The following is a 22578-nucleotide window of genomic DNA, read 5'->3' on the forward strand; positions in this document are numbered from 1 at the left end:
GTGTCACTTTCGCTTTGGCAGCAATGTCTTGCCCGGTTACAGGATGAGTTACCTGCCACAGAATTCAGTATGTGGATACGCCCCCTACAGGCGGAACTGAGTGACAACACTCTGGCGCTTTACGCCCCTAACCGGTTCGTGCTGGATTGGGTGCGGGATAAGTATTTGAACAACATCAACGGCCTGCTAAATGATTTCTGCGGCACCGATGCGCCGCTGCTGCGCTTTGAAGTGGGCAGCAAGCCGCCGCAGATGGCGGTGCTGCAGCCCGCGAGCCAGCACGCCAGCGAAGCGCCTTCCCAGGCGGCGGTTGCCCGTCCGCGGCCAAGCCGTCCGAGCTGGGATAACGCCCCGGTTCAGCCGGAGCTCTCTTATCGCTCCAATGTAAATCCCAAACATAACTTTGACAATTTCGTTGAAGGTAAGTCCAACCAGCTGGCGCGCGCGGCCGCGCGGCAGGTCGCCGACAATCCGGGCGGCGCTTATAACCCGCTATTCCTTTATGGCGGCACCGGGCTGGGCAAGACCCATTTGCTGCATGCGGTGGGCAACGGCATCATGGCGCGCAAGGCCAATGCCAAAGTGGTGTATATGCATTCCGAGCGTTTTGTCCAGGATATGGTTAAGGCTTTGCAGAACAACGCCATAGAGGAATTTAAACGTTACTACCGTTCGGTCGACGCGTTGCTTATCGATGACATTCAGTTTTTTGCTAATAAAGAACGCTCGCAGGAGGAGTTTTTCCATACCTTTAATGCGTTGCTGGAAGGTAATCAGCAGATTATCCTGACCTCCGACCGCTATCCGAAGGAGATAAACGGGGTGGAGGACCGGCTGAAGTCGCGCTTCGGTTGGGGGCTGACGGTGGCGATTGAGCCGCCGGAGCTTGAGACGCGTGTGGCGATATTGATGAAGAAAGCCGACGAGAACGCGATCCGCCTGCCGGGGGAAGTTGCGTTTTTCATCGCCAAGCGTTTGCGTTCCAACGTGCGCGAGCTGGAAGGCGCGTTAAATCGCGTCATCGCTAACGCCAACTTTACCGGCCGGGCGATTACCATTGATTTTGTGCGCGAAGCGCTGCGGGATTTGCTGGCGCTACAGGAAAAGCTGGTCACTATCGATAATATCCAGAAAACCGTGGCGGAATACTATAAAATCAAGGTGGCCGATCTACTCTCCAAGCGGCGTTCACGCTCGGTCGCCCGCCCCCGACAGATGGCGATGGCGTTATCGAAAGAATTAACCAATCATAGTCTGCCTGAAATTGGCGATGCTTTCGGTGGGCGAGATCATACGACGGTGCTGCACGCCTGCCGGAAAATCGAGCAGTTGCGTGAAGAGAGCCACGATATTAAAGAAGATTTCTCCAACTTAATCAGAACATTATCTTCCTAACTATGAAATTTATCGTTGAACGTGAGCAGCTGCTTAAGCCTCTGCAACAGGTCAGTAGCCCATTGGGGGGCCGCCCGACATTACCGATTCTGGGTAACCTGCTATTGCAGGTGTCCGAAGACCGCTTGCTGCTGACCGGTACCGATTTGGAAATGGAAATGGTCGCGCAGGTCGCGCTGAGCGCCGCCCATGAGCCGGGCGCGACCACGGTGCCGGCGCGCAAGTTTTTTGATATTTGCCGCGGCTTGCCGGAAGGGGCGGAGATCGCCGTGACGCTGGAAGGGGAACGGATGCTGATTCGCTCGGGGCGCAGCCGCTATTCGCTTTCCACGCTGCCCGCCTCCAACTTTCCCAATCTGGATGATTGGCAAAGCGAGGTGGAGTTCACCCTGTCGCAGTCTATTCTGAAGCGATTGATTGAATCGACCCAGTTTTCCATGGCCCATCAGGATGTGCGTTACTACCTCAACGGTATGCTGTTTGAAACCGAAGGCGAGGAGCTGCGTACCGTGGCCACCGACGGGCATCGTCTGGCGGTCTGCGCCATGTCCGTCGGCGAGGCGCTGCCGTCCCATTCCGTCATTGTGCCGCGCAAAGGCGTCATGGAGCTGGTGCGGATGCTGGACGGCGGCGAAAATCCGGTGAAGCTGCAAATCGGCAGCAACAACATTCGCGCCAGCGTCGGTGATTACATTTTCACCTCCAAACTGGTTGACGGCCGTTTCCCCGATTATCGCCGCGTATTGCCGAAGAATCCCGATAAAACGCTGGAAGCGGGCTGCGATGTGCTTAAACAGGCCTTCGCCCGGGCCGCGATCCTTTCCAATGAAAAGTTTCGTGGCGTGCGGCTGTATCTTAGTGCCAACCAGCTGAAAATTACCGCCAACAATCCGGAGCAGGAAGAGGCGGAAGAGATTCTGGATGTCACCTATCAGGGCAGCGAGATGGAAATCGGTTTCAATGTCAGCTACGTGCTTGACGTGCTGAATGCGTTGAAATGCGAGGAAGTGCGGCTGCTGCTGACCGATGGGGTGTCCAGCGTGCAGATTGAAGATAGCGCCAGCCAGGCGGCCGCCTATGTCGTTATGCCGATGCGTCTGTAGCCAATGTGGTAAGGTAGTGTGAGTTAATGGCTCTGTCGCGTCTGATGATTCGTGATTTTCGTAATATCTCTGTCGCCGATTTGTCTTTGGCTGCTGATTTCAACTTTCTGGTGGGCGCCAACGGCAGCGGCAAAACCAGCGTTCTGGAAGCCATTTATACTCTTGGCCACGGCCGCGCGTTTCGCAGTTTGCAATCCGGGCGGGTTATTCGCCATGAGCAGCCGGAATTCGTGCTGCATGGACGTATTGAGGCAGGCAATGTGGATGCGCGCGCAACCTCGGTGGGGCTTTCGCGCAATCGTTTGGGCGACAGCACGGTGCGCATCGACGGCAGCGATGGTCATAAGGTGGCGGAATTGGCCCAGCTGTTGCCGATGCAGCTGATTACGCCGGAAGGGTTTACGCTGCTTAATGGCGGTCCCAAGTACCGGCGCGCCTTTATGGACTGGGGCTGTTTTCATAACGAGCCGGCTTTCTTTACCGCCTGGAGCAATCTGCGTCGATTGTTGAAACAGCGAAATGCCGCCCTGCGTCAGGTCAGTCGTTATCAACAGCTGCGCGTCTGGGATCAAGAGCTGATTCCGCTGGCGAACCGAATCAGTGAATGGCGTGCGGACTACAGTGCGGCTATTGCGGCGGATATTACCGCCACGTGTGCGCAATTTTTGCCGGAGTTTCGCCTCGATTTCAGTTTTCAGCGCGGCTGGGACAAAGAAAGCGATTTCGGCGAGCTGCTGGAACGCCAGTTCGAGCGCGATCGCGCGCTAACCTACACCGCGTCAGGCCCCCATAAAGCGGATTTCCGAATCCGTGCCGAAGGAGTACCGGTGGAGGACATTCTCTCGCGCGGTCAGCTCAAATTATTAATGTGTGCCCTGCGTTTGGCGCAGGGCGAATTCCTTACCCACCGGAACGGCCGGCGATGTCTATATCTTATTGATGACTTCGCCTCCGAACTGGATACCGGACGCCGCCGCCTGTTGGCGGAGCGTCTGAAAGCCACCCATGCCCAGGTTTTCGTCAGCGCGGTTAGCGCGGATCAAATCCGTGATATTCCCGATGAAAAGGGCAAGATGTTCAAGGTGGAACAGGGTAAAATAAGCCTCCAATCCGAAGTTTAAAATGAGCGGGAAACATTGATGTCGAATTCTTATGACTCCTCAAGTATCAAAGTACTCAAGGGACTGGACGCGGTGCGTAAGCGCCCGGGTATGTATATCGGCGATACCGATGATGGTACCGGTCTGCATCATATGGTATTCGAGGTTGTGGACAACGCTATCGACGAAGCCCTTGCCGGTCACTGTAAAGAAATCGTGGTCAAGATCCACGAAGACAATTCGGTTTCCGTCCAGGACGATGGTCGCGGCATTCCGACCGGCATCCACGAAGAAGAGGGCGTCTCCGCCGCCGAAGTCATCATGACCGTACTGCACGCGGGCGGGAAGTTCGACGACAACTCTTATAAGGTGTCGGGCGGCCTGCACGGCGTCGGCGTGTCGGTGGTGAACGCCCTGTCGGAAAAACTTGAGCTGATGATAAAACGCGAAGGTAAAGTGCATCAGCAAACCTACCATGCCGGCGTGCCCCAATCGCCGCTGGAAGTGGTGGGCGAAACCGATCAGACCGGCACCACCGTGCGGTTCTGGCCGAGCTTTGTCACCTTCACCAATAACACTGAATTTCAATATGAAATCCTGGCCAAGCGGCTGCGGGAACTCTCCTTTCTGAACTCCGGCGTGTCTATCCGTCTGCGCGACAAGCGCAACGATAAGGAAGATCACTTTCATTATGAGGGCGGCATCAAGGCCTTCGTGGAATATTTGAATAAAAACAAAACGCCTATCCACCCGAATGTGTTCTATTTTTCTACCGAAAAAGACGGCATCGGTGTGGAAATCGCGCTGCAATGGAACGACGGTTTCCAGGAAAATATTTACTGCTTCACCAATAATATTCCCCAGCGCGACGGCGGTGCCCATCTGGCCGGTTTCCGCGCCGCGATGACCCGCACGCTGAATTCCTATATGGATAAAGAAGGCTACAGCAAGAAGGCCAAGGTCAGCGCGACCGGCGACGACGCCCGCGAAGGGCTTATCGCCGTGGTTTCTGTCAAGGTGCCGGATCCCAAGTTCTCTTCCCAAACCAAGGACAAACTGGTTTCGTCCGAGGTGAAATCGGCGGTGGAATCGCTGATGAATGAGCGGCTGGTGGAATACCTGCTGGAGAACCCTAACGACGCCAAAATTGTGGTGGGCAAAATCATCGACGCCGCCCGCGCCCGTGAAGCCGCCCGTAAGGCGCGCGAGATGACCCGCCGTAAGGGGGCGTTGGATCTGGCCGGCCTGCCGGGCAAGCTGGCGGATTGTCAGGAGCGCGATCCGGCGCTGTCGGAACTTTACCTGGTGGAGGGTGACTCCGCCGGCGGTTCGGCCAAGCAGGGCCGTAACCGTAAAAATCAGGCGATATTGCCGTTGAAAGGGAAAATCCTAAACGTCGAAAAAGCCCGTTTCGATAAAATGCTCTCTTCTCAGGAAGTCGCTACACTCATCACCGCCCTTGGCTGCGGCATCGGCCGCGACGAATACAATCCGGACAAGCTGCGCTATCACAATATCATTATCATGACCGATGCCGATGTCGATGGTTCGCATATCCGCACCCTGCTGTTGACCTTCTTTTATCGGCAAATGCCGGAAATTATCGAGCTCGGCCATGTATTTATCGCTCAGCCGCCGCTTTATAAAGTCAAAAAGGGCAAGCAGGAGCAATATATCAAAGACGATGAGGCTATGGATCAGTATCAGATAGCGCTGGCAATGGATGGCGCCACGTTGCACGCCAACGCGCATGCCCCGGCGCTGGCCGGCGAGCCGCTGGAAAATCTGGTGGCTGAACATTACGCCGTGCAGAAGATGATAGGCCGCATGGAGCGGCGCTTCCCGCGTGTGCTGCTTAACCACTTGATTTATCAGCCGGCCCTGACTGAAGTGCAGCTGAGCAAGCAGGATCAGGTCACAAGCTGGATCGCCTCACTGGTGCAGGCGCTGAACGATAATGAGAAGCACGGCAGCAGCTACAGTTACAAAGTGCAGGAAAATCGCGAACGCCAGCTGTTTGAGCCGCTGCTGCGGGTACGCACGCATGGCGTCGATACGGATTACCTGCTGGATTACGATTTTATTCACGGCGGTGAATATCGCAAACTGGCGACGCTTGGCGAAACGCTGGGCGATCTTATCGAAGCGGATGCCTATATCGAGCGCGGTGAACGCCGTCAGCCGGTCACCAGCTTTGAGCAGGCACTGGAGTGGCTGGTGAAAGAGTCGCGCCGTGGCCTGGCGGTGCAGCGCTATAAAGGTCTGGGCGAGATGAACCCTGAACAGCTATGGGAAACGACCATGGACCCGGACAGCCGCCGTATGCTGCGCGTCACGGTAAAGGACGCCATCGCGGCCGATCAGCTGTTTACCACGCTGATGGGGGATGCGGTAGAGCCGCGGCGTGCGTTTATCGAAGAAAATGCGTTGAAAGCCGCCAATATTGATATTTGACGGCAAGCGCCGACCTTTATCATCCGGGATTAACCTCCCGGATTTTTTTTGCCCCGCTTCCACCGACCAATGCGCTGCACCAGTCGGCGGCGGCACTGCATATTCCGCCGGACACATCCGCGCGTCGCTTAATAGAAATGTCCCCTCCTTGTCATTATCCGGCATTATCTCTGGCGCAGGCTCAGATAGTGGGCTGGTCGCCGCAACAACGGTTGACAGCGTTGTCGGGTCATATAGGCTAAGTGACCACTGCCCTGAAGCAGTTATAAACAAGCGGCAGGCATCAGATTTATGCTTGTAGCGCAATCCAAGAGGATGCGATGGCGATAAAATTGATTGCAATTGATATGGACGGGACGCTGTTAAATCATTAGCACGAAATTACTCCGCGGTGAAAGACGCTATCAGCGCGTCGCGCAGCAAAGGGGTGTACGTCGCGTTGGCGACCGGCAGGCCCTATATCGGTATCGAACGGTATTTGATGGAGCTGGATTTACAGCTGGAGGGGAATTACTGTATTACCAATAACGGTGCGCTGGTGCATGGTGCAGCGGACGGATCCTGTATTTCTTAGACGGTACTGGACATCAACGATTACCGCTACCTTGAAGCTTTGTCCCGCCAGCTGGAGGTACATTTCCACGCGCTGGACTTTAATACGCTTTATCGCGAATCGTGATATCAGTCGCTATACCGTCTATGAGGCCTCATTAACCGGCATGCCTTTCAAGTTTCGTACCGCTGCAGAGATGGATGCTTCTCTGCGCTTCCCGAAAGTCATGATGATAGACGACCCCGCTATTCTGGATGCGGCCATCAAACGCATTCCGCAGGAAGCGTTCGACCGTTATACCATCATGAAAAGCGCGCCGTACTATCTGGAATTATTGAGTAAACAGGCCAATAAAGGCACAGTGGTAAAAGCGCTGGCGGAGCATTTGGGATTGCACCGCGAAGAGGTCATGACGCTTGGCGATCAGGCCAACGACCTGGCGATGATTGAGTATGCCGGCACCGGCGTGGCGATGGGTAACGCCACCGATGAAATCAAGGCCGCCAGTCAGTTCGTCACCCAGACCAATTTGGAGGATGGGGTCGCGCTGGCTATCCATAAGTTCGTGCTCGACGCACCGTCAGATAGGGCGGCATTGCCTGCCTGAACCTAGCGCACCTTTGATGGCCAACGTAGTAAAGTGTGATCCATAATGTAGTACGATAAATAATAATGGTACTACAATTTGGGTTCGATTTTGCCGATACCCCCATTCTTGTGCGACAGACCTTCAGGAACTGATAGAATCGCTTTTATTTCCCCAGGCCTTCGGAGCAAGGATGAATAAACAGTCTCTTAGCAAAACTGAACGAATTATCAATGAAGTGGGCCAGCAGATCATCAGTGGCAAGTATATTCCCGGCAGCGGTTTACCGCCGGAAGCGGAATTATGCGAGGAATTTAGTACGTCGCGCAATATTATCCGCGAGGTGCTGCGTTCGCTGACCGCTAAGCGGCTCATCGAGATTATTCGTTATCGCGGTGCGTTTTTCACCGCGCGCAACAAATGGAATTACCTGGATAGCGATGTGCTGCAGTGGGTGCTGGCCTGCGATTATGATCCCAGGCTTATCGCCTCCATGACCGAAGTGCGGAATCTGGTGGAACCCACTATTGCCCGCTGGGCAGCTGAACGGGCTACCTCCGGCGAGCTGGCCGTCATTGAAGACGCGCTCAATGGCATGATCACCAACCACAACAATCACGATGCGTTTAACGAAGCGGATATCCGCTTTCACGAGGCGGTGCTGAATGCCGTGCACAATCCGGGTGCTGCAGCAGTTGGGCGTCGCGATAAGTTCGCTGCAGCGGGCGGTATTTGAACGCACATATATGCCCGACGAAGGCAATATGCCCCGCACACTGCAAGAACATCAGAATTTGTATGATGCTATCCGCCATCAGGATAGCGAGGCGGCGGAGCAGGCGGGCGGCCTTGACCATAATCGTCAGCTCAACACAACGGTTGAAGGATATAACATGAGCAATAGCTACATCGCCATTGATTGGGGGTCGACTAACCTGCGCGCCTGGCTTTATGTGAACGGGGAACTGGCGGCAAGTACGCGTTCTGAGGCCCGGGTAACGCGGTTTGGGGGACGCAGAGCAGGTGTTCCGTGAGGTGGTTGCGCCGTGGGAGTAGCATAACGTCCCGGTGATCATGGCCGGGATGGTGGGCAGCAACGCCGGCTGGGTGCTGGTGCCGTATTTGTTCCTGCCCGACCAGCCTGACCGGCATCGCCGGTCAATTGACGCGCGTTAATGAGGCGGCGCCCTGGGATATCCGGATTATTCCCGGCATCAGCATTCTGAACGACAACAATTGTAATGTCATGCGCGGCGAGGAAACCTAGCTGCTGGGCGCCTATCGTACCCATCCCGCCAGTCTTTATTTAATGCCCGGCACCCATTGTAAATGGGTCCGCAATCGTGATGGTGTAATTGATGATTTCCGTACCTTCATGACCGGCGAGCTGCATCATTTGCTAATGACGCAATCGCTGTGGGCGTGGGCCTGACCGAACAGCAGCCCGACGGCGCGGTGTTCCGCCAGGGAATGGAGCAGGGATTTGCCGAAAGCAATATTTTGCGCTGTCTGTTTGAAATCCGAGCCACCCACGTGCTGGGCAAGCTCGACCGCAGTGCCGTCAGTGAATGGCTATCCGGTCTTCTCATCGGTAATGAAGCGGCGCAGATGCAGCGCGATTGGCGCCTGCAGTCAGGGGAAACCGTGGCCGTCATCGGCAACCCATCGCTGGCCGCCCGTTATCAACAGGCTCTGGACCATGCGGGGCTTAACCACCGGTTGCTGGATGGCGATGACTGTTTCCAGGCCGGCATAAGGAGCATAGTTAATAATTTGGAATGAGAAATTACCGCTAATTGCCATCTTGCGCGGCATTACCCTCGATGAGGTATTGGCCCATGTGCAGGTGCTCATTGATGTCGGCTTCGAGGCGGTGGAAATCCCCACCAATTCGCCTGATTGGGAACAAAGCATTACCAAAGCCGTCGCGGCGTTCGGCGATCGGGCGCTTATCGGAGCAGGGACGGTGCTGACCGTCGTCCAGGTAGAGAAATTACAAGCCACCTGTGCGACGTTGATGGTGACGCCGAATATCAACGCGGAAGTCATTCGCCGCGCGGTGGGCTTTGGGTTACAGGTTTGACTGGGATGCGCCACCGCGACCAAAGCCTTTACCGCCATCGAGGCCGGCGCGCAGGCGCTGAAAATTTTCCCGTCGGTGTCTGGCCCTGATTATATCAAGGCGTTAAAAGCGGTATTGCCGCCTGAGATCCCGGTGTTTGCCGTGGGCGGTATCTCGCCGGCGAATTTACACGCGTATCTCAAAGCAGGTTGCGTGGGTGCCCGGATTGGGCAGCGATCTTTACCGGGCGGGTCAGCCGTCCTGCCGAACAGGCCGAAGCGTTCGTTTATGCTTGGAAAGCCGCCACCGGACGCTGATAGCGTAGCGATATGTGCGTCCGCGTTAGTGGGTCTTGTTGCTTAGCCTGCCTGATAGCGCGCAAAAAAATAGCCTCTCAATTACGAGAACAGGGTATAGTTTCTCGTTGGTTTTAGGGGCTATTATGCTGCGTCACTTTTGCCAGGGAGGCGTTATGATGCAGCTACTGCCACAGCCTATTTCATTATTCAACTTTATTGCTGCGAATATTAACGACGCTCGGCATTTCCTCGACGGTTTTTTACCGGCGCCAATTCGGCGATGCTGCGATTTAACCACGCTATCCCTGCAGGCCAGTCATATTATAGATGACGCCCTGCGTGGTCAGTTTTCCGATTTGCTGTTTTCACTGAGCACCGTCAGGGGAAAGGGGTATATTCATTGTGTGCAGGATCTGCAATCGCGGCCGGAAAAAATGATGCCGTTGCGTATGTATCGATACAGTTTGACCATTATGCAGCGGCACATCGAGCAAGGAAATAGTAAATTCCCGGTGGTGCTACCGTTGCTGTTTTATCATGGCCGGACGCCGGCTAACGCCTACAAGTACGCGTTTACCCGATTTCTTTTCGCATCCCGGTCTCGGTGAAGCGGCTTATATGGAGGTGTACCCGTTGGTCGATATCCGCGCTATGACGATCCATGAAGTGTTGCCTTCCAGCCGACGTGATGAACTCTTTGCGTTGCTTGATAAGCATGCGCATGGCAACGACCCTCAGGCACTTGATGACGATATCAATCGCGTATTATCACAGTGGTCGCTGCCGCCCGCGCACTTTTGCAAGATTATCCATAATCTGGTCGACTTGTTCAGAGCCGGAAACGGGCGGCAGGACTTCTGAGCTATTGCCATGTGCGTCACCGGCCATTAACGCCAGAGGTGACGCTGATGTTGTGACGCTCAAGATCTGGCCTTGTTATCGCAGGGGCGTTCCCGCCTGCGATTCCTAGGTGAGTTGTCATCGATTAGTTACTCAGAAACGCCTTGGCGCATTCCAGTAACGCCGTGATGGAGCTACTGAGAACTTTATTCAGGTTATCAAAGGTGCTATTTGCTTGGGTATATCGTTGGGCAAAAGATTGCATATTACTCTGGAAAGTATTTCCCATCGAATTAAACGCTGCCAGCCAGGCATTATAGCTTGCCATATCGACATCGCTTTTGCCGCTCCCGCTGCCGCCCGAAGGACTTTTGGGACAAGCGGAGAGAGCCGATTGATCGAAGGTGATTTTGCCGGTCTCCATATCGACAGCAAACGCGGGCTTTAACGTATCGGCCATCTGCTGATGCTCCGTATCGCTTAACTGGTCCCACTGCGGCACCGTGCCCAGATTGTTATTCAAGCTGGCAATTTTATTCTCAAACTCCTTGAAAGCGGAATCCATTACATCGTTATCCCACTTGATATAATTACCGTCTTTCCCTTCGCTGACCGCACCTGCTGCTTTGGATTGTAGCTCGGTATAGGCCTGGTAGAAATCAGCATATTGCAGCATCAGTGAAGAATAAAAGTCGACATAGTTTGTTTTAATCGAGGCAATCGTGGCGGCAATTGACGCCCAGAATTCCGAATAGGTTAGCTGAGTCTCATCTTTCAGATAAATATTATACGCTTCCTCAAGGTTTGGTTCTTGTTTTACTTCCTCGATTATGTGATTTAGGGTGTTATAGTTCTTCTGCCTGATAAAACTTTCTTTGCGTATTTCCCCTTGCAGGGCTTCACTCAACTCGGATGCAGCTTTAGCAGATTCTTTTTGTCTTCTCTTTAGCGATTCAATACTGTCAGGTTCCGATGAATCAATTCTTGTTAGAGAAGGGGAGAGTAATTCGATCTTTTTAAGGATATCTTGAACGCGCGAACCGGGTTCCCCTGCCATTAGTTGCTTAAAAGTCTTTATTCCTGCTTTCAATCGATACAAGTCACTATGTTTACTTGATAATTGACCGAGTTGATCAATGAGATCGAGACAATTATCATTAACATTCTCTTGGAATAGCTCTTTTTTTACCACCTCGCTTTGTAGGCTGTCGGCATGGGAAAAGGTCATGTGTATAATATGAGAGTGTGTCCTGCAAATTGTATCTACCATGGTTTCTCCTGATGCAACAAAGGTTTTTCCGGTTGCCAAAAATTCATGTTAATAATTATCTTCTTTTTTCGCGATGGAAAATATAAAAAAACATTCTTTTTTTAATGATTTTTATATGATTTCACTAATCACTCCTTCACAACAAGTCACTGACTGATGATGAGAGATCCTGGACGCCATTATTCTTACACTCCGGGTCGGAAAAATTTTCTATAATTAATTTGAACCATGCGATGCCACCAACATAATCACCTTCAGCGACATTTCTTAACCCTAAAACATAGGGGGCATGCTTTTAATGCCGCGGTGTCGGTTCCCGTTCACAACAAAACTACGCCGCCAGGCGCAAAGCAATTTTTTTAGCAAAGCCGAGATGTTATCAGAACGAAGCCGCTCGATGGATGAATGACGAAAAGCGTCATTGGGCTGTATCGCTACGCTTTAAAAATTAGCATTGAGGTGAGCGCCGTTTTTTCCGTCGAAAGAATGTCGTCTAACGGACAGGGGAGCTTTTGGACACTTAACGGTCTTTGGGCGCCCTATAATGGCGCATGGCTTAAGCGTTCATGCCCGCCCAGGCGTGCTCCGGCCACCGGCAAAAAAAGGAATGCTGCCAGGTGGGAGTTGTCTGAAGTGTGATCTTCGTTATAGTACGATAATAATTTATAGTACTACATTCTGGCGCATACAGACAGGTTTGCCCCGCTAGCGACAGCGGCAACCAATTGTTTTGCCTTGATAAGGAATCACATACCATGAAAGTAACCAAACTGACTACCTACCGGTTACCGCCGCGCTGGATGTTTCTGAAAATAGAAACGGACGAGGGGGGTGTCGGCTGGGGCGAGCCCGTTATTGAAGGCCGCGCGAAGAGCGTCGAAGCCGCGGTACACGAGCTGGGCGAATATGTTATCGGCAAGATCCTGCTCGCATTAACGACATTTGGCAGACCCTTTACCGCGGTGGCACCATTTTGATGAGCGCCATCGCCGGCATTGATCGGGAGCTGTGGGATATCAAGGGCAAAGCATTGGGTGTGCCGGTTTATCAGCTGTTAGGTGGGCTGGTGCGCGATCGTATTAAAGCCTATAGCTGGGTCGGTGGCTACCGTTCGTCGGATGTTATCGCCGGTATGGGCTTTGTTGAATAAATATAACTTTTAGGTAATCGTCTGCTCAGATCACTACCGTCATTTCAACATCTGCACTCCATGGCAAAGCAAAAGTTTAAAATAACCAACTGGTCCACTTACAACAAAGCTCTCAAGCAGCGCGGGACTCTGACGATATGGCTGGATGAGTCGGCAATTGTTGCATGGACGGAAAAAACAACGCCTGAACGGCGTGGCCGGCCGCTTCACTACGCAGATATAGCTATCACCACTGTTCTGATGATGAAACGCGTGTTTGGCCTTTCGTTAAGGGCTTTACAGGGCTTCGTTGACGCCATTTTTAAACTGATGGTGCTGCCGCTAAGATACCCAGACTACTCGCTGATCAGCAAGCGAGCAAAGACAGTTAAGATCAGCATAAAAACGCCGACCCGTGGTGAAATCTCACCTCTAGTTATTGACGGAACCGGCCTGAAGGTCTTTGGCGAAAGCGAATGGAAAGTCCGACAGCATGGTGCCGACAGATGGAGGGTGTGGCGTAAGCTGCATATGGCCGCAGACAGTGTAATGCATGAGATTATCTGTGCTGACTTATCGCTCAGCGGTACGACGGATGCTCAGGTCCTACCAGCTGACCCAGCGGAAAATCAGGGAAGCGTCGGCTGATGGCGTTTACGATACCCGCTACTGTCATGATGCTCTGCTGAGGAAGAAAATAAGGCCTCTTATTCCTCCACGAGGTGGGGCGCAATATTGGCCAGACCGATACCATGAGCGTAACTACGCCGTTGTGAATCAGCGTCTAAGCGGCAGTAACGATGTATGGAAAAAGCAAGTGGGCTATCATCGACGCTCAGTGGCTGAAACAGCGATATTCCGGTTCAAAACGCTTATGGGCGATCATCTAAGTCTGCGTGACTATGATGCGCAGGTAGGTGAGGCAATGGCGATGGTCAAAGCGCTTAACAAAATGACGCTGTTAGGAATGCCGAACAGCATCCGGATCGCATAACAATCGATCTGCTAGGGGGGCGTAGTCACAAGTTCTGATTTATTCAACAAAGCCGCCGGTATGAAGAAATTGACCGAAATTGGCTTTGATACTTTCAAGCTGAACGGGGCTTTGTTGAATAAACCGATTTTATGCTGCCCCTCCAGTGCAACTGCTGATCCTGGCAACGTAAAATCATGCAGTTAGGCCGCGTAAGAAAACGGCACACCTAGGGTGACAAGCATTTTCCGCCAAAACGAGTATGGCAAAACAGCATGATTCCCTATTATTTAACAAAGCCGCTGAACGACTGTGAGGAAATGGGGCTACTGGATAATTAACGTAAAGTGGATGCAGCGGTTGCGGTAGCAGCTCAGGTACGCGAGGCCCTCGGCAATGATATTGAATTTGGCCTCGATTTCCACGGCCGGGTGAATGCGCCGATGGCCAAAGTGCTGATAAAAGAGTTGGAGCCTTATCGGCCATTATTTATCGAGGAGCCGGTGATGACAGAGCAAGCGGAATATTATCCCCTGCTGGCGGTGCAAACATCCATACCCATCGCCGTCGGCGAACGGATGTTTTCGCGTTTTGAGTTTAAGCGGGTGTTGGCCAATGGCGGTCTGGCGATCGCACAGCCCGATCTGTCCCATGCCGGCAGGATTACCGAGTGTATGAAAATTGCCTCCATGGAGGAGGCCTATGATGTGACCCTGGCGCCACATTGTCCGCTGGGGCCTATTACGCTCGCCTCTTGCCTGCATGTTGACTTTGCTTCCTACAATGCGGTTCTGCAGGAGCAAAGTATGGGAATTCATTATAATCAGGGCGCCGAATTATTGGACTATGTTGCCAATAAGGAAGACTTTGCCATGAATGACGGTTATTTCTACCCGCTAAATAAAACCGGACTTGGCGTGGAAATAAATGAGGAATTGGTCATTGAACGCAGTAAAAATACACCAGACTGGCGTAACCCGGTATGGTGCTATCCTGACCGGTGTTTCTCCGTACCCTGTGATAATTTAACCGGAATAAATAAGATGGACACTGTCATCACCTCGCGCCCCACCCGGCGGCGCTATCTTACGCTATTAATGATTTTTATTACCGTGGTTATTTGTTATGTCGACCGCGCTAATTTGGCGGTTGCCTCGGCCGATATTCAACAAGAATTGGGTATTGACAAAGCGCAAATGGGGTATATCTTTTCCGCTTTTTCCTGGACCTATACCCTTTGCCAAATTCCCGGCGGCTGGTTTCCTTGATCGGGTGGGTTCAAAGTTAATCTATTTTATTGCCATCTTCGGTTGGTCGGTTGCTACCCTCGCGCAGGGTTTCGCCTCCGGGCTGGGTAGTTTACTTGGCCTGCGTGCGCTCACCGGCCTGTTTGAAGCGCCAGCGTTTCCGACTAACAACCGGATGGTGACAAGCTGGTTCCCCGAACGGGAGCGCGCCTCGGCGGTAGGTCTGTTAACTTCCGGTCAGTTTGTGTCTGGCGTTCCTGACGCCGCTTCTGATCTGGATACAGGAAGTATTGAGCTGGCACTGGGTCTTTATCCTGACCGGTAGTATCGACATTATTTTGGTGCTAATCTGGTTCGCAGTATATCAATCGCCGCGCAAAAGCCGGGGTATCAATGCTGCCAAGCTGGAATATATCAAGCCGGCGGCGGTCTGGTGGACGGTGATGCTCCGGTGGAGAAAAAGAATCGTGTGCGGATGAGCGGCAGCGATTGGAAGCTGGTGTTCAACCGCAAACTGGTGGGTGTGTATTTAGGCCAGTTTTCCGTGACCTCAACCTTGTGGTTTTTCCTCACCTGGTTCCCTAACTATCTCACGCAGGAAAAGCATATCGCCGCCTTGACGGCAGGGTTCATGACCACCGTGCCGTTCCTGGCCGCCTTTTTTGGCGTGATTTTATCCGGCTACTTTGCCGATCGCATGGTACGCGCCGGCAAATCGCTCGGCTTTGCCCGCAAAACACCGATCATCTGCGGACTGCTGCTTTCCACCTGCATCATGGGGGCGAACTATACCAACGATCCCCTCTGGATTATGGTGCTCATGGCGCTGGCGTATTCAATTTCGTTGGCGGTCTGGGCGGCATCACCGTACCGTTGGTGGTGGGCAGGATTATGGCTTTGCGCCGGCGCTGATTTACATCGCCATGGTGGCGTTTTTGGGCGCGCTTTCCTATCTTCTGCTGGTTGGGGAAGTGAAACGCGTAGGGGAAGCCTAAGCGAAAGTGGCACACGGACGATTTGCCTTCGGCGGTGGGTCTTGGTGGCTAGTTAAGCAAAAAATAGCTGATGGCCCAGAGCTGCGTGACACCGCCAAGCGCGCCGCGTTGGCGTATCAGGCCGGCGATGGTGTAATGACCGCTGCGCACGGCATAATCGATTGCGCCCAAGCCCGCCCAATCGATCAGGTCGGAGGCGGTTTCCCGGCGGCGCAATAATTGTCGGACAATAGCGCGATGGCCGTTTTCCACCGCTGCCATCAGCGGGGTTCTGCCCCGGCAAAAGCGCAGTCAGCGCGCCGCAGTGATTTCCTGCCGCCGCCACGGCCAGCGCTGTCTGGCCGTGGCTATCCCGGCTGTTCCTATCCAGCCAAGTGTGCGTCAGCAGTATCTTGATGATCTCGGCATGGCCATGCATTGCCGCCAAATGCAGCAGCGTCCCGCTGCGCCACAGGCATGCGGGGATGCGCGAGCAGCACATGCACCATCCGGCATTGGCCATTGATGACCGCCTGCTGTAACAGGGTGTACCCGCGCATATTCGGCGCCGCAATGACGATAGCGGTATGCTGTAGCAGTACCCTCAACCGTAAGGTCATGATTGGCCGCCAGCGCTTATCGCGCAATCGAAACGGCAAAGGATCGCGGTTACCCATGCACTGTCCCCTTTCGATGCCATCTGTATCAGTAGCGTACGGCCTTCGTTATCCGTGGCGTCCGCCAGCCTGAGATCCGGGCGTGCCAGCAGCGCCTGCGCCAGCGGCAAATGACCGTGGCGGATCACTTTCATCAGCGGTGTTTCATTTTTGCGATCGGGGGTATTCGCTTCCAAATGCGGATGGGTCAATAGAGCAAGAACGCTGTTGCTAAGCGACGGCAGACAGTTCAGAAGTTCCAGCAGCAACCCATCGCCGGTCATCCCGGGTAAGCGTGCGCAGATGTTGGCGCCCGGCATCCTCAAGAGCGTGGCCAGCAGGTCATCCTCGCCGTTATACATCAGCACGGTGACCAGATGCCGGATGCCGATAGTTTTGGCAAGCGCGGCGGGCAGGCTCCTGCAGGCGGGGATGCGCCTGGGACACCGCATGCAGATTGCCGAGATCAAGTTTGGCAAACGTGAGACTGAGCAGTTCGGGCGGCAATGCCATCAACGGGAAGGATGATGCAGGACTATTGGCGCAGCCCCGCAGATCGGCCGCCAAGGGTAAAGGCGCCGACGGTGCGGCGGCGTCGGACATTGCGGTCCCCTCTGCGCCAAACCGTCCGCTGACAACTGAAGCCGTGTCCATAACCTATCCCGGTGCCGCGGGCGTGCAGGATGTCGGTTAGCCGTCGTCGCCGGCGGGACCACCGCTATTCCCGTACGCCTGCTGCCGCGCTAAACGAAATATTAAAGGAAGATAAAATGATATTAGCAGGAAAATAAAGGAAGTGGCTGCGCAATGCTCGCTCTAAGCCGGCTTAGTCGCGAGCCGGTGCGGACGCGTGATCGTGGCTGTGCAGCATGCGCGATCGGGGAGATTCCTCATCGGTATTGCTATCGCGGCGAAAATAGTCATAAGGTAACAGCACCGTGTCCATGACCGCGGAGAAGGGTAAGTCTATGGCCGCAAGAGGACGGATGCACCAATTTACTGTCTTTGTCGCTTAAAACATGCATACTGGCGCGGGTACCGGGATAGTAGCCCTGATAGGGGCCTGTATGCGTCATGACGCTGGAGCAGCCGGTGGTGCCCAGCACGGTGCATCTTGCTGTTACGACAAACAAGACCTTTCTTAACATAACCTGTTCCGCATCCGTTGGGTTTAACTTCTTGCGCAGCAAAGCCTGCTCTCAGGACCGATTGAAATTGTGCTTGAACCCTCTAGCTGACGCAAGCTGTAATAGAGATTGAATAAACCCAAGCTAAATTTTACCGCCATCCCGATATTTTTTTCTTATCGCCTCTTGAAAAATCCGACGGCGGTACCATTTTAATTACGTGACCAGAAATGGATACGCCGTAAGGGTATTCCGGTCACTGACCTGTCCAACGGGAAGGTTATTGCACCCTCGCTGAATTTTGGAGGCTTTAAAGCTATGCGTAATTTTGATTTCTCACCGCTGTACCGTTCCGCTATCGGTTTCGATCGTCTGGTTAATCTGTTGGAATCAGGGCAGAGCCAGGGCAACGGCGGTTATCCCCCCTACAACGTTGAATTAGTGAGCGAAAATCAGTACCGCATCGCCATTGCGGTTGCCGGCTTTGCCGAAAGCGAGCTGGAAATCACCGCCCATGACAACCTCCTGACGGTAAAAGGCGCCCACGCCAGCGATCAAAGCGAATGCAACTATTTATACCAGGGTATCGCCGAGCGTGATTTCGAGCGTAAATTCCAGTTAGCTGAACATATACAAATAAAAGGCGCCCAATTGGCCAACGGCCTGCTGTTTATTGATTTGGAACGCGTGGTACCGGACACGCTAAAACCGCGCCGCATTGAAATAAAATAACATTTTACAGACAGTATCTCATACGCCCGCCCGTACAGGGGGGCCTGTCTCAGCCCGATTGGCGGGTTGAGCGAATTATCTCGCTTCAAAGAAGGAGTTAATAATATGCGTAATTATGATCTCTCCCCCTTATTCCGGTAATGGATCGGTTTTGATAAATTAGCCAGCAATATTCAAGATGATCATCAGGGGATAAGTTATCCCCCCTACAATATTGAGAAAAGCGATGATAACCATTATCGCATTACCCTGGCGCTGGCCGGTTTTACCCAGCAAGAACTGTCGATTGAGTTAGAAGGCCCGCGCCTGACCATCAAGGGTAAACCCGCGCTGGCGGAAAAGGAGGTGCACTATCTGCACCAGGGGTTGGTCTGCAAAGAATTCACCCTCAGCTTTACCCTGGCGGAACATATGACGGTGGAACAGGCTGATTTTACCCACGGCTTGCTGAACATCGACCTGGAACGACACATTCCTGAATCGCTGCAGCCGCGGCATATTGCCATTGGCACCACGGCCCAGCGTCCGGCGCTCCAGGATCGTACCCTGGATGCCGAGTAAACCTGTCGGGGCGCCTCTTTCCACCTGAGGTGCCCGCTTGTGCCGTCGTCGCGCAATAATCCGTGGCCTGTTCCGGCGGCGAATGGCGTTCTGCCCGCGCCCGCGTTGGCCTCGTAACGACAAGCCCGTCAGGGAACTGACGGGCTTTTTTATGGCCGCTTGCCGTCAGACCACCGTCTCGCGGTGGGCGAGCGCCACTTCTTCCGCCAGAATGGCAATGCCGCGCTCGATTTTTTCAGCCTCCGGCACATAATTCATACGCAGGCATTGACGACGGTGATGCCACTCTTGCTCCAGCCCGGGGAAAAAGTAGTGGCCGGGGGACCATCAGTACGCCGCGCAGCTTCAGGCGCTGATAGAGGGCGTCGGTCGAGATAGGCAAATCGGGAAACCACAGCCAGAGAAAAATCGCGCCTTCCGGCTTATGGATCAGGCAGCGCTCCGGCGGCAGCCAACGGCGTATAAAGGCGATGGCTTCATCGACGCGGCGACGATAAAACGGGCGGATAACCTCTTCACACAGGCGGAGCAAGTCACCCCGGCGAATCATGCTATTAAGCATGGCGGGTCCGATCCCGCCCGGCGCCAGGCTGATAATACCGTTGATATTGCCGAGCGCCTTTATGACCGGTTCACCGGCGATGACGATACCGCCGCGCACGTCCGGCAATCCCAATTTGGACAAGCTCATACACAATATGATGTTGGGATTCCACAGCGGTCGGGCGTCGGTGAAAATCAGTCCCGGGAACGGCAGGCCATAAGCGTTATCAATCAGCAGCGGCACCTGATGCTGCCGCGCCAGCGCGTCCAGCTTCATCAGTTCCTCATCGGTAATCACGTTCCCGGTCGTATTGGTCGGCCGTGAGACGCAAATAAAACCAATATCCTCACCTACCTTCAGATGCGCGAAATCTACATGGTATTTAAACTGGCCGTCGGTTAGCAGGGAAAGCGTCGGCTTCGTTGCGACGAACATGTTTTCCTCAAGCCCCGCATCGCTATAGCCCAAATATTCTGGGGCCAGCGGGAACAAGACCCGGCGCAACGTGCCGTCTTCACCGCGGCCGGCAAAGAGATTGAATAAATAGAAAAAGGCGCTCTGGCTGCCGTTGGTCAGTGCGATATTGGCTGCGGTGACAGGCCAGTCGAACTCCTTGCGCAGCAGTGCGGCCAGCGAGGTCAGGAGAGTATCTTTACCTTGGGGGCCGTCATAGTTGCATAGTGCTTCATTCAGGGTGCCATCGTCGAGCATCTCGCGACACAGGCCGTCAAAGTAGCGCTCCATAGCAGGAATCGACGCCGGGTTGTTGTTGCCGAGCATAATGGCGCCTAGGGTGCGCAGGCCTTCGTTCATGTCGTCCATCAACTGGGCGATACCGCAATGGCGGGTGAATTTGTTGCCGAAGCGGGAAAAAGTCATAGCGTTAGACTGCAGTTCGTAGCGGGCCAGACTGACACCTTACCTGCTGGCAATCCCCCTTACCCTGACGGCGTTACAACGCCGCCGGGAGTGACCGCTAAGGGGCGGCGCCAGGCATGCGCGCAGGCCATCACCGGTCAGATCAGTTTCCGCGCCCGCAATTCGGTTTTCAGGTAAGCGTAATAGATCGGCGCCGCTACCAATCCTTCCAGACCAAACGCCGCCTCGAAGATAAGCATTGCCAGCAGCAGCTCCCAGGATTTGGCATTGATGCGGCTGCCGACGATCTCGGCATTGAGGAAATACTCCAACTTGTGAATCAAGATGAGGTACAGTACCATCACACTCCCCACGCTCAAAGAGATAGAGAGCGCTGAAATGATAATCATGAAATTGGAAATGAGATTACCGATAATCGGCAGCAGGCCAAAAATAAAAGTAGCCACGATCAGCGTTTTACCCAGCGGCAGATGCACGCCGAACAGGGGGAACAGCACCAGAATCATCATCGACGTCAGCAGGGTATTGACCAGCGACACTTTAATTTGGGCAAAGACAATATTGCGAAACGCCTGAGAGAGATAATGCAGGCGCTCCAGCAACTGCTGCGTAAAATAGGTGTTGCGCCCGGACGGCTTATTTAGCGAAATTACAGCGCCGATAATAAGGCCGATAAAAATGGTAATCAGCCCGTGCAGGAAAGAGCGGCCCATATTGCGGATAATAATTAAATTGGACTCGACCAGGGCAAAGAGCTGATCTTTCAGCTCTTCCGCGCTTTCGGGCAGGAACGAGGGGAGATAATCAGGAATGCGGTTCTTCACGTCGGAAAAGATGCGGTTGGTTTCGGCGGTAATGTCGATACCGCGCTGAATGTCCGAGGTTAGGAAGCTTACCAGGCTCACGATACCCAGCGTCATGGCAATGACCACAAATGCGGCAATCAGAGTTACCACGACCCAACGTGCGCGGCCGCTGCCCACCAGACGTTCAAACCACGGCGTCAGAGAAATGATGACCTCATACGCCAGAAAGCCGGCGATAAAGCAGGGAAACAAATGCAGCGGGATGATCAGGGTGATAAAAAGAAACATTAACAGGTAAGAGGTTGCCTTCAGCCATGTCTCACTTACGCTCATTCTTCTTTCCTTTCATTGCTGGCAGGTTCCTTTGTTGCGCGAATAGCAAATAGCATAAGCGGTAATCATAGCACCGACAGCTTAAACCGCAGCGTCATCGCCCCCTGTCAGGAGCAAGAAAAACGTCGCGCTCACCGCGGGCGACTGTCGGCGCCGCCAGGCCTGGCTTTGGCCGTCGCCGGAGGCGCTGTAGCGTTAATGGCCGGGGAGAATCTCCGGATTGACGCAGTTTTTCTCCACCCGGCCGGAAGGGCGGTGATGAGATTATTCACCGCGTCGGCGGCCATGTTGTAGCGCGTCTCATGGGTGGCGAAGCCGATATGCGGCAGCGCCACGACATTGGGCAGGCGCAGCAGCGGCGACGTTACCGGCAGCGGCTCCTGCTCGAACACATCGAGTCCGGCGCCAAGGAGGGTGCAGTTTTCCAGCGTCGCAATCAGTGCCGCTTCATCCACCACCGGCCCGCGTTGATTACGTCGCGCGCGCTCAACGCCTGCACATCAAAATTGTCGTAACTCACAGAGATTGTCGAGTCGGCTTTTAGCGCCGGCATACGCTCAAGCAAAGCCTCATCGACCTTCCCACCGGTGCCGATAAGACCCAGCGCTTCCGTCAGGGCCTGCGCATGTTGCTGCAAATTGTCGTCGGTAAGCCCGTCGAACGCCGTTACGCTGAAATGTTCGTCCAGACGTCGGCGTAAATCTTCCGGGATGGCTTTATACAAAATCACAGCAGGCTTCATCGAATTCTCCATTAATCAGTGATTACCAGATTCATTATTAATCAGCATACCACTTTTCAACGCGGGGAACAGGCGCGCTGATGGGAGATGCTGACACGGGGAAGACAACCCGGAGGACCCCGGGCAACGCTGCAGGAGGATAGTGGTTCCGGTCTGGCGCTCAGGATGAGGGACGGAAGACGGCGTGCATTATACCACCGGCGTACCAGTTAA

Annotated in this window: 16 protein-coding genes and 10 pseudogenes; 17 read left to right on the plus strand and 9 right to left on the minus strand. The window is 53.9% G+C overall.

Annotated elements, in window-relative coordinates:
* From dnaA to SGP1_RS22765, 10 genes and pseudogenes are all read left to right on the plus strand, one after another.
* Complete coding sequence (gene dnaA, locus SGP1_RS00005) at window positions 1-1395, plus strand: chromosomal replication initiator protein DnaA (RefSeq protein ID WP_011409866.1); 1395 nt, start codon at window positions 1-3, stop codon at window positions 1393-1395.
* A 2-nt stretch (window positions 1396-1397) separates the two neighbouring features.
* Entirely contained in the window at window positions 1398-2498 is a 1101-nt protein-coding gene (dnaN, locus tag SGP1_RS00010) for a DNA polymerase III subunit beta (protein WP_011409867.1), read from the plus strand.
* A 26-nt stretch (window positions 2499-2524) separates the two neighbouring features.
* The gene (gene recF, locus SGP1_RS00015) at window positions 2525-3619 is read left to right on the plus strand and encodes a DNA replication/repair protein RecF (protein ID WP_011409868.1); all 1095 of its coding nucleotides are present in this window, start codon (window positions 2525-2527) and stop codon (window positions 3617-3619) included.
* A gap of 18 nt (window positions 3620-3637) precedes the next feature.
* Complete coding sequence (gene gyrB / locus SGP1_RS00020) at window positions 3638-6052, plus strand: DNA topoisomerase (ATP-hydrolyzing) subunit B (RefSeq protein WP_011409869.1); 2415 nt, start codon at window positions 3638-3640, stop codon at window positions 6050-6052.
* Window positions 6053-6432: 380 nt separating this feature from the next.
* A pseudogene (gene yidA / locus SGP1_RS00025) lies at window positions 6433-7212 on the plus strand (sugar-phosphatase).
* A 172-nt stretch (window positions 7213-7384) separates the two neighbouring features.
* Window positions 7385-8088: pseudogene (locus SGP1_RS00030) on the plus strand (FadR/GntR family transcriptional regulator).
* A pseudogene (locus tag SGP1_RS00035) lies at window positions 8085-8973 on the plus strand (2-dehydro-3-deoxygalactonokinase). The pseudogenes SGP1_RS00030 and SGP1_RS00035 overlap by 4 nt, the downstream one beginning before the upstream one ends.
* A pseudogene (locus SGP1_RS00040) lies at window positions 8960-9570 on the plus strand (2-dehydro-3-deoxy-6-phosphogalactonate aldolase). Before SGP1_RS00035 ends, SGP1_RS00040 begins: the two co-directional pseudogenes overlap by 14 nt.
* Before the next feature lie 155 nt (window positions 9571-9725).
* Window positions 9726-10160, plus strand: coding sequence for an Rpn family recombination-promoting nuclease/putative transposase (locus SGP1_RS00045; protein WP_050747263.1), 435 nt, complete (start codon window positions 9726-9728; stop codon window positions 10158-10160).
* Between the two features lie 25 nt (window positions 10161-10185).
* Window positions 10186-10413 (plus strand): hypothetical protein, encoded by a 228-nt coding sequence (locus tag SGP1_RS22765; protein ID WP_148203304.1) that lies wholly within the window; start codon window positions 10186-10188, stop codon window positions 10411-10413.
* Between the two features lie 124 nt (window positions 10414-10537).
* On the opposite strand, the gene SGP1_RS00050 is transcribed toward SGP1_RS22765, so the two are convergent.
* Window positions 10538-11662, minus strand: a complete 1125-nt coding sequence (locus SGP1_RS00050; protein ID WP_083764616.1) for an IpaD/SipD/SspD family type III secretion system needle tip protein — start codon at window positions 11660-11662, stop codon at window positions 10538-10540.
* 755 nt (window positions 11663-12417) lie between these two features.
* Between SGP1_RS00050 and SGP1_RS00055 the strand changes: the two are divergent.
* The 5 genes and pseudogenes from SGP1_RS00055 to SGP1_RS32245 form a co-directional block, all read left to right on the plus strand.
* Window positions 12418-12797, plus strand: a pseudogene (locus SGP1_RS00055) (galactonate dehydratase); the annotation flags it as partial.
* A gap of 156 nt (window positions 12798-12953) precedes the next feature.
* Window positions 12954-13785, plus strand: a pseudogene (locus SGP1_RS00060) (IS5 family transposase).
* 272 nt (window positions 13786-14057) lie between these two features.
* Window positions 14058-14762, plus strand: a pseudogene (dgoD, locus tag SGP1_RS00070) (galactonate dehydratase); the annotation flags it as partial.
* 274 nt (window positions 14763-15036) lie between these two features.
* On the plus strand, window positions 15037-15336 hold the full coding sequence (locus tag SGP1_RS32240; protein ID WP_243466132.1) for an MFS transporter: 300 nt from the start codon (window positions 15037-15039) through the stop codon (window positions 15334-15336).
* Window positions 15337-15444: 108 nt separating this feature from the next.
* Complete coding sequence (locus SGP1_RS32245; RefSeq protein ID WP_243466133.1) at window positions 15445-16062, plus strand: MFS transporter; 618 nt, start codon at window positions 15445-15447, stop codon at window positions 16060-16062.
* Here the strand turns inward: SGP1_RS32245 and SGP1_RS32250 are convergent.
* From SGP1_RS32250 to SGP1_RS35925, 5 genes and pseudogenes are all read right to left on the minus strand, one after another.
* The gene (locus tag SGP1_RS32250) at window positions 16055-16267 is read right to left on the minus strand and encodes an ankyrin repeat domain-containing protein (protein ID WP_041866471.1); all 213 of its coding nucleotides are present in this window, start codon (window positions 16265-16267) and stop codon (window positions 16055-16057) included. The genes SGP1_RS32245 and SGP1_RS32250 overlap by 8 nt on opposite strands.
* A 67-nt stretch (window positions 16268-16334) precedes the next feature.
* A pseudogene (locus SGP1_RS35920) lies at window positions 16335-16508 on the minus strand (ankyrin repeat domain-containing protein); the annotation flags it as partial.
* A 93-nt stretch (window positions 16509-16601) separates the two neighbouring features.
* Entirely contained in the window at window positions 16602-17003 is a 402-nt protein-coding gene (locus tag SGP1_RS00090; RefSeq protein ID WP_166506327.1) for an ankyrin repeat domain-containing protein, read from the minus strand.
* The gene (locus tag SGP1_RS28815; protein ID WP_148203307.1) at window positions 16996-17295 is read right to left on the minus strand and encodes a hypothetical protein; all 300 of its coding nucleotides are present in this window, start codon (window positions 17293-17295) and stop codon (window positions 16996-16998) included. Before SGP1_RS28815 ends, SGP1_RS00090 begins: the two co-directional genes overlap by 8 nt.
* A 172-nt stretch (window positions 17296-17467) precedes the next feature.
* Window positions 17468-17629: a YceK/YidQ family lipoprotein gene (locus SGP1_RS35925; protein WP_424141184.1), complete on the minus strand. Its 162-nt coding sequence runs from the start codon at window positions 17627-17629 to the stop codon at window positions 17468-17470.
* Between the two features lie 457 nt (window positions 17630-18086).
* On the opposite strand from SGP1_RS35925, the gene ibpA reads away from it, so the two are divergent.
* Both ibpA and SGP1_RS00105 read left to right on the plus strand, forming a co-directional pair.
* A complete protein-coding gene (ibpA, locus tag SGP1_RS00100; RefSeq protein ID WP_011409873.1) occupies window positions 18087-18500 on the plus strand; it encodes a small heat shock chaperone IbpA in 414 nt (137 codons plus the stop codon).
* Between the two features lie 144 nt (window positions 18501-18644).
* Window positions 18645-19061 carry an Hsp20 family protein gene (locus SGP1_RS00105; protein ID WP_243466318.1) on the plus strand — a complete coding sequence of 139 codons (417 nt, stop codon included), beginning with the start codon at window positions 18645-18647 and terminating at the stop codon, window positions 19059-19061.
* A 165-nt stretch (window positions 19062-19226) separates the two neighbouring features.
* Here the strand turns inward: SGP1_RS00105 and SGP1_RS00110 are convergent.
* The 3 genes and pseudogenes from SGP1_RS00110 to SGP1_RS31785 form a co-directional block, all read right to left on the minus strand.
* A pseudogene (locus SGP1_RS00110) lies at window positions 19227-20484 on the minus strand (valine--pyruvate transaminase).
* A gap of 137 nt (window positions 20485-20621) precedes the next feature.
* Window positions 20622-21623: an AI-2E family transporter gene (locus SGP1_RS00115; protein ID WP_011409875.1), complete on the minus strand. Its 1002-nt coding sequence runs from the start codon at window positions 21621-21623 to the stop codon at window positions 20622-20624.
* 195 nt (window positions 21624-21818) lie between these two features.
* A pseudogene (locus SGP1_RS31785) lies at window positions 21819-22365 on the minus strand (NAD(P)-dependent oxidoreductase).
* Window positions 22366-22578 lie beyond the last annotated feature (213 nt).

The sequence above is a fragment of the Sodalis glossinidius str. 'morsitans' genome (assembly GCF_000010085.1).
Taxonomy (GTDB): Bacteria; Pseudomonadota; Gammaproteobacteria; order Enterobacterales; family Enterobacteriaceae; genus Sodalis; species Sodalis glossinidius.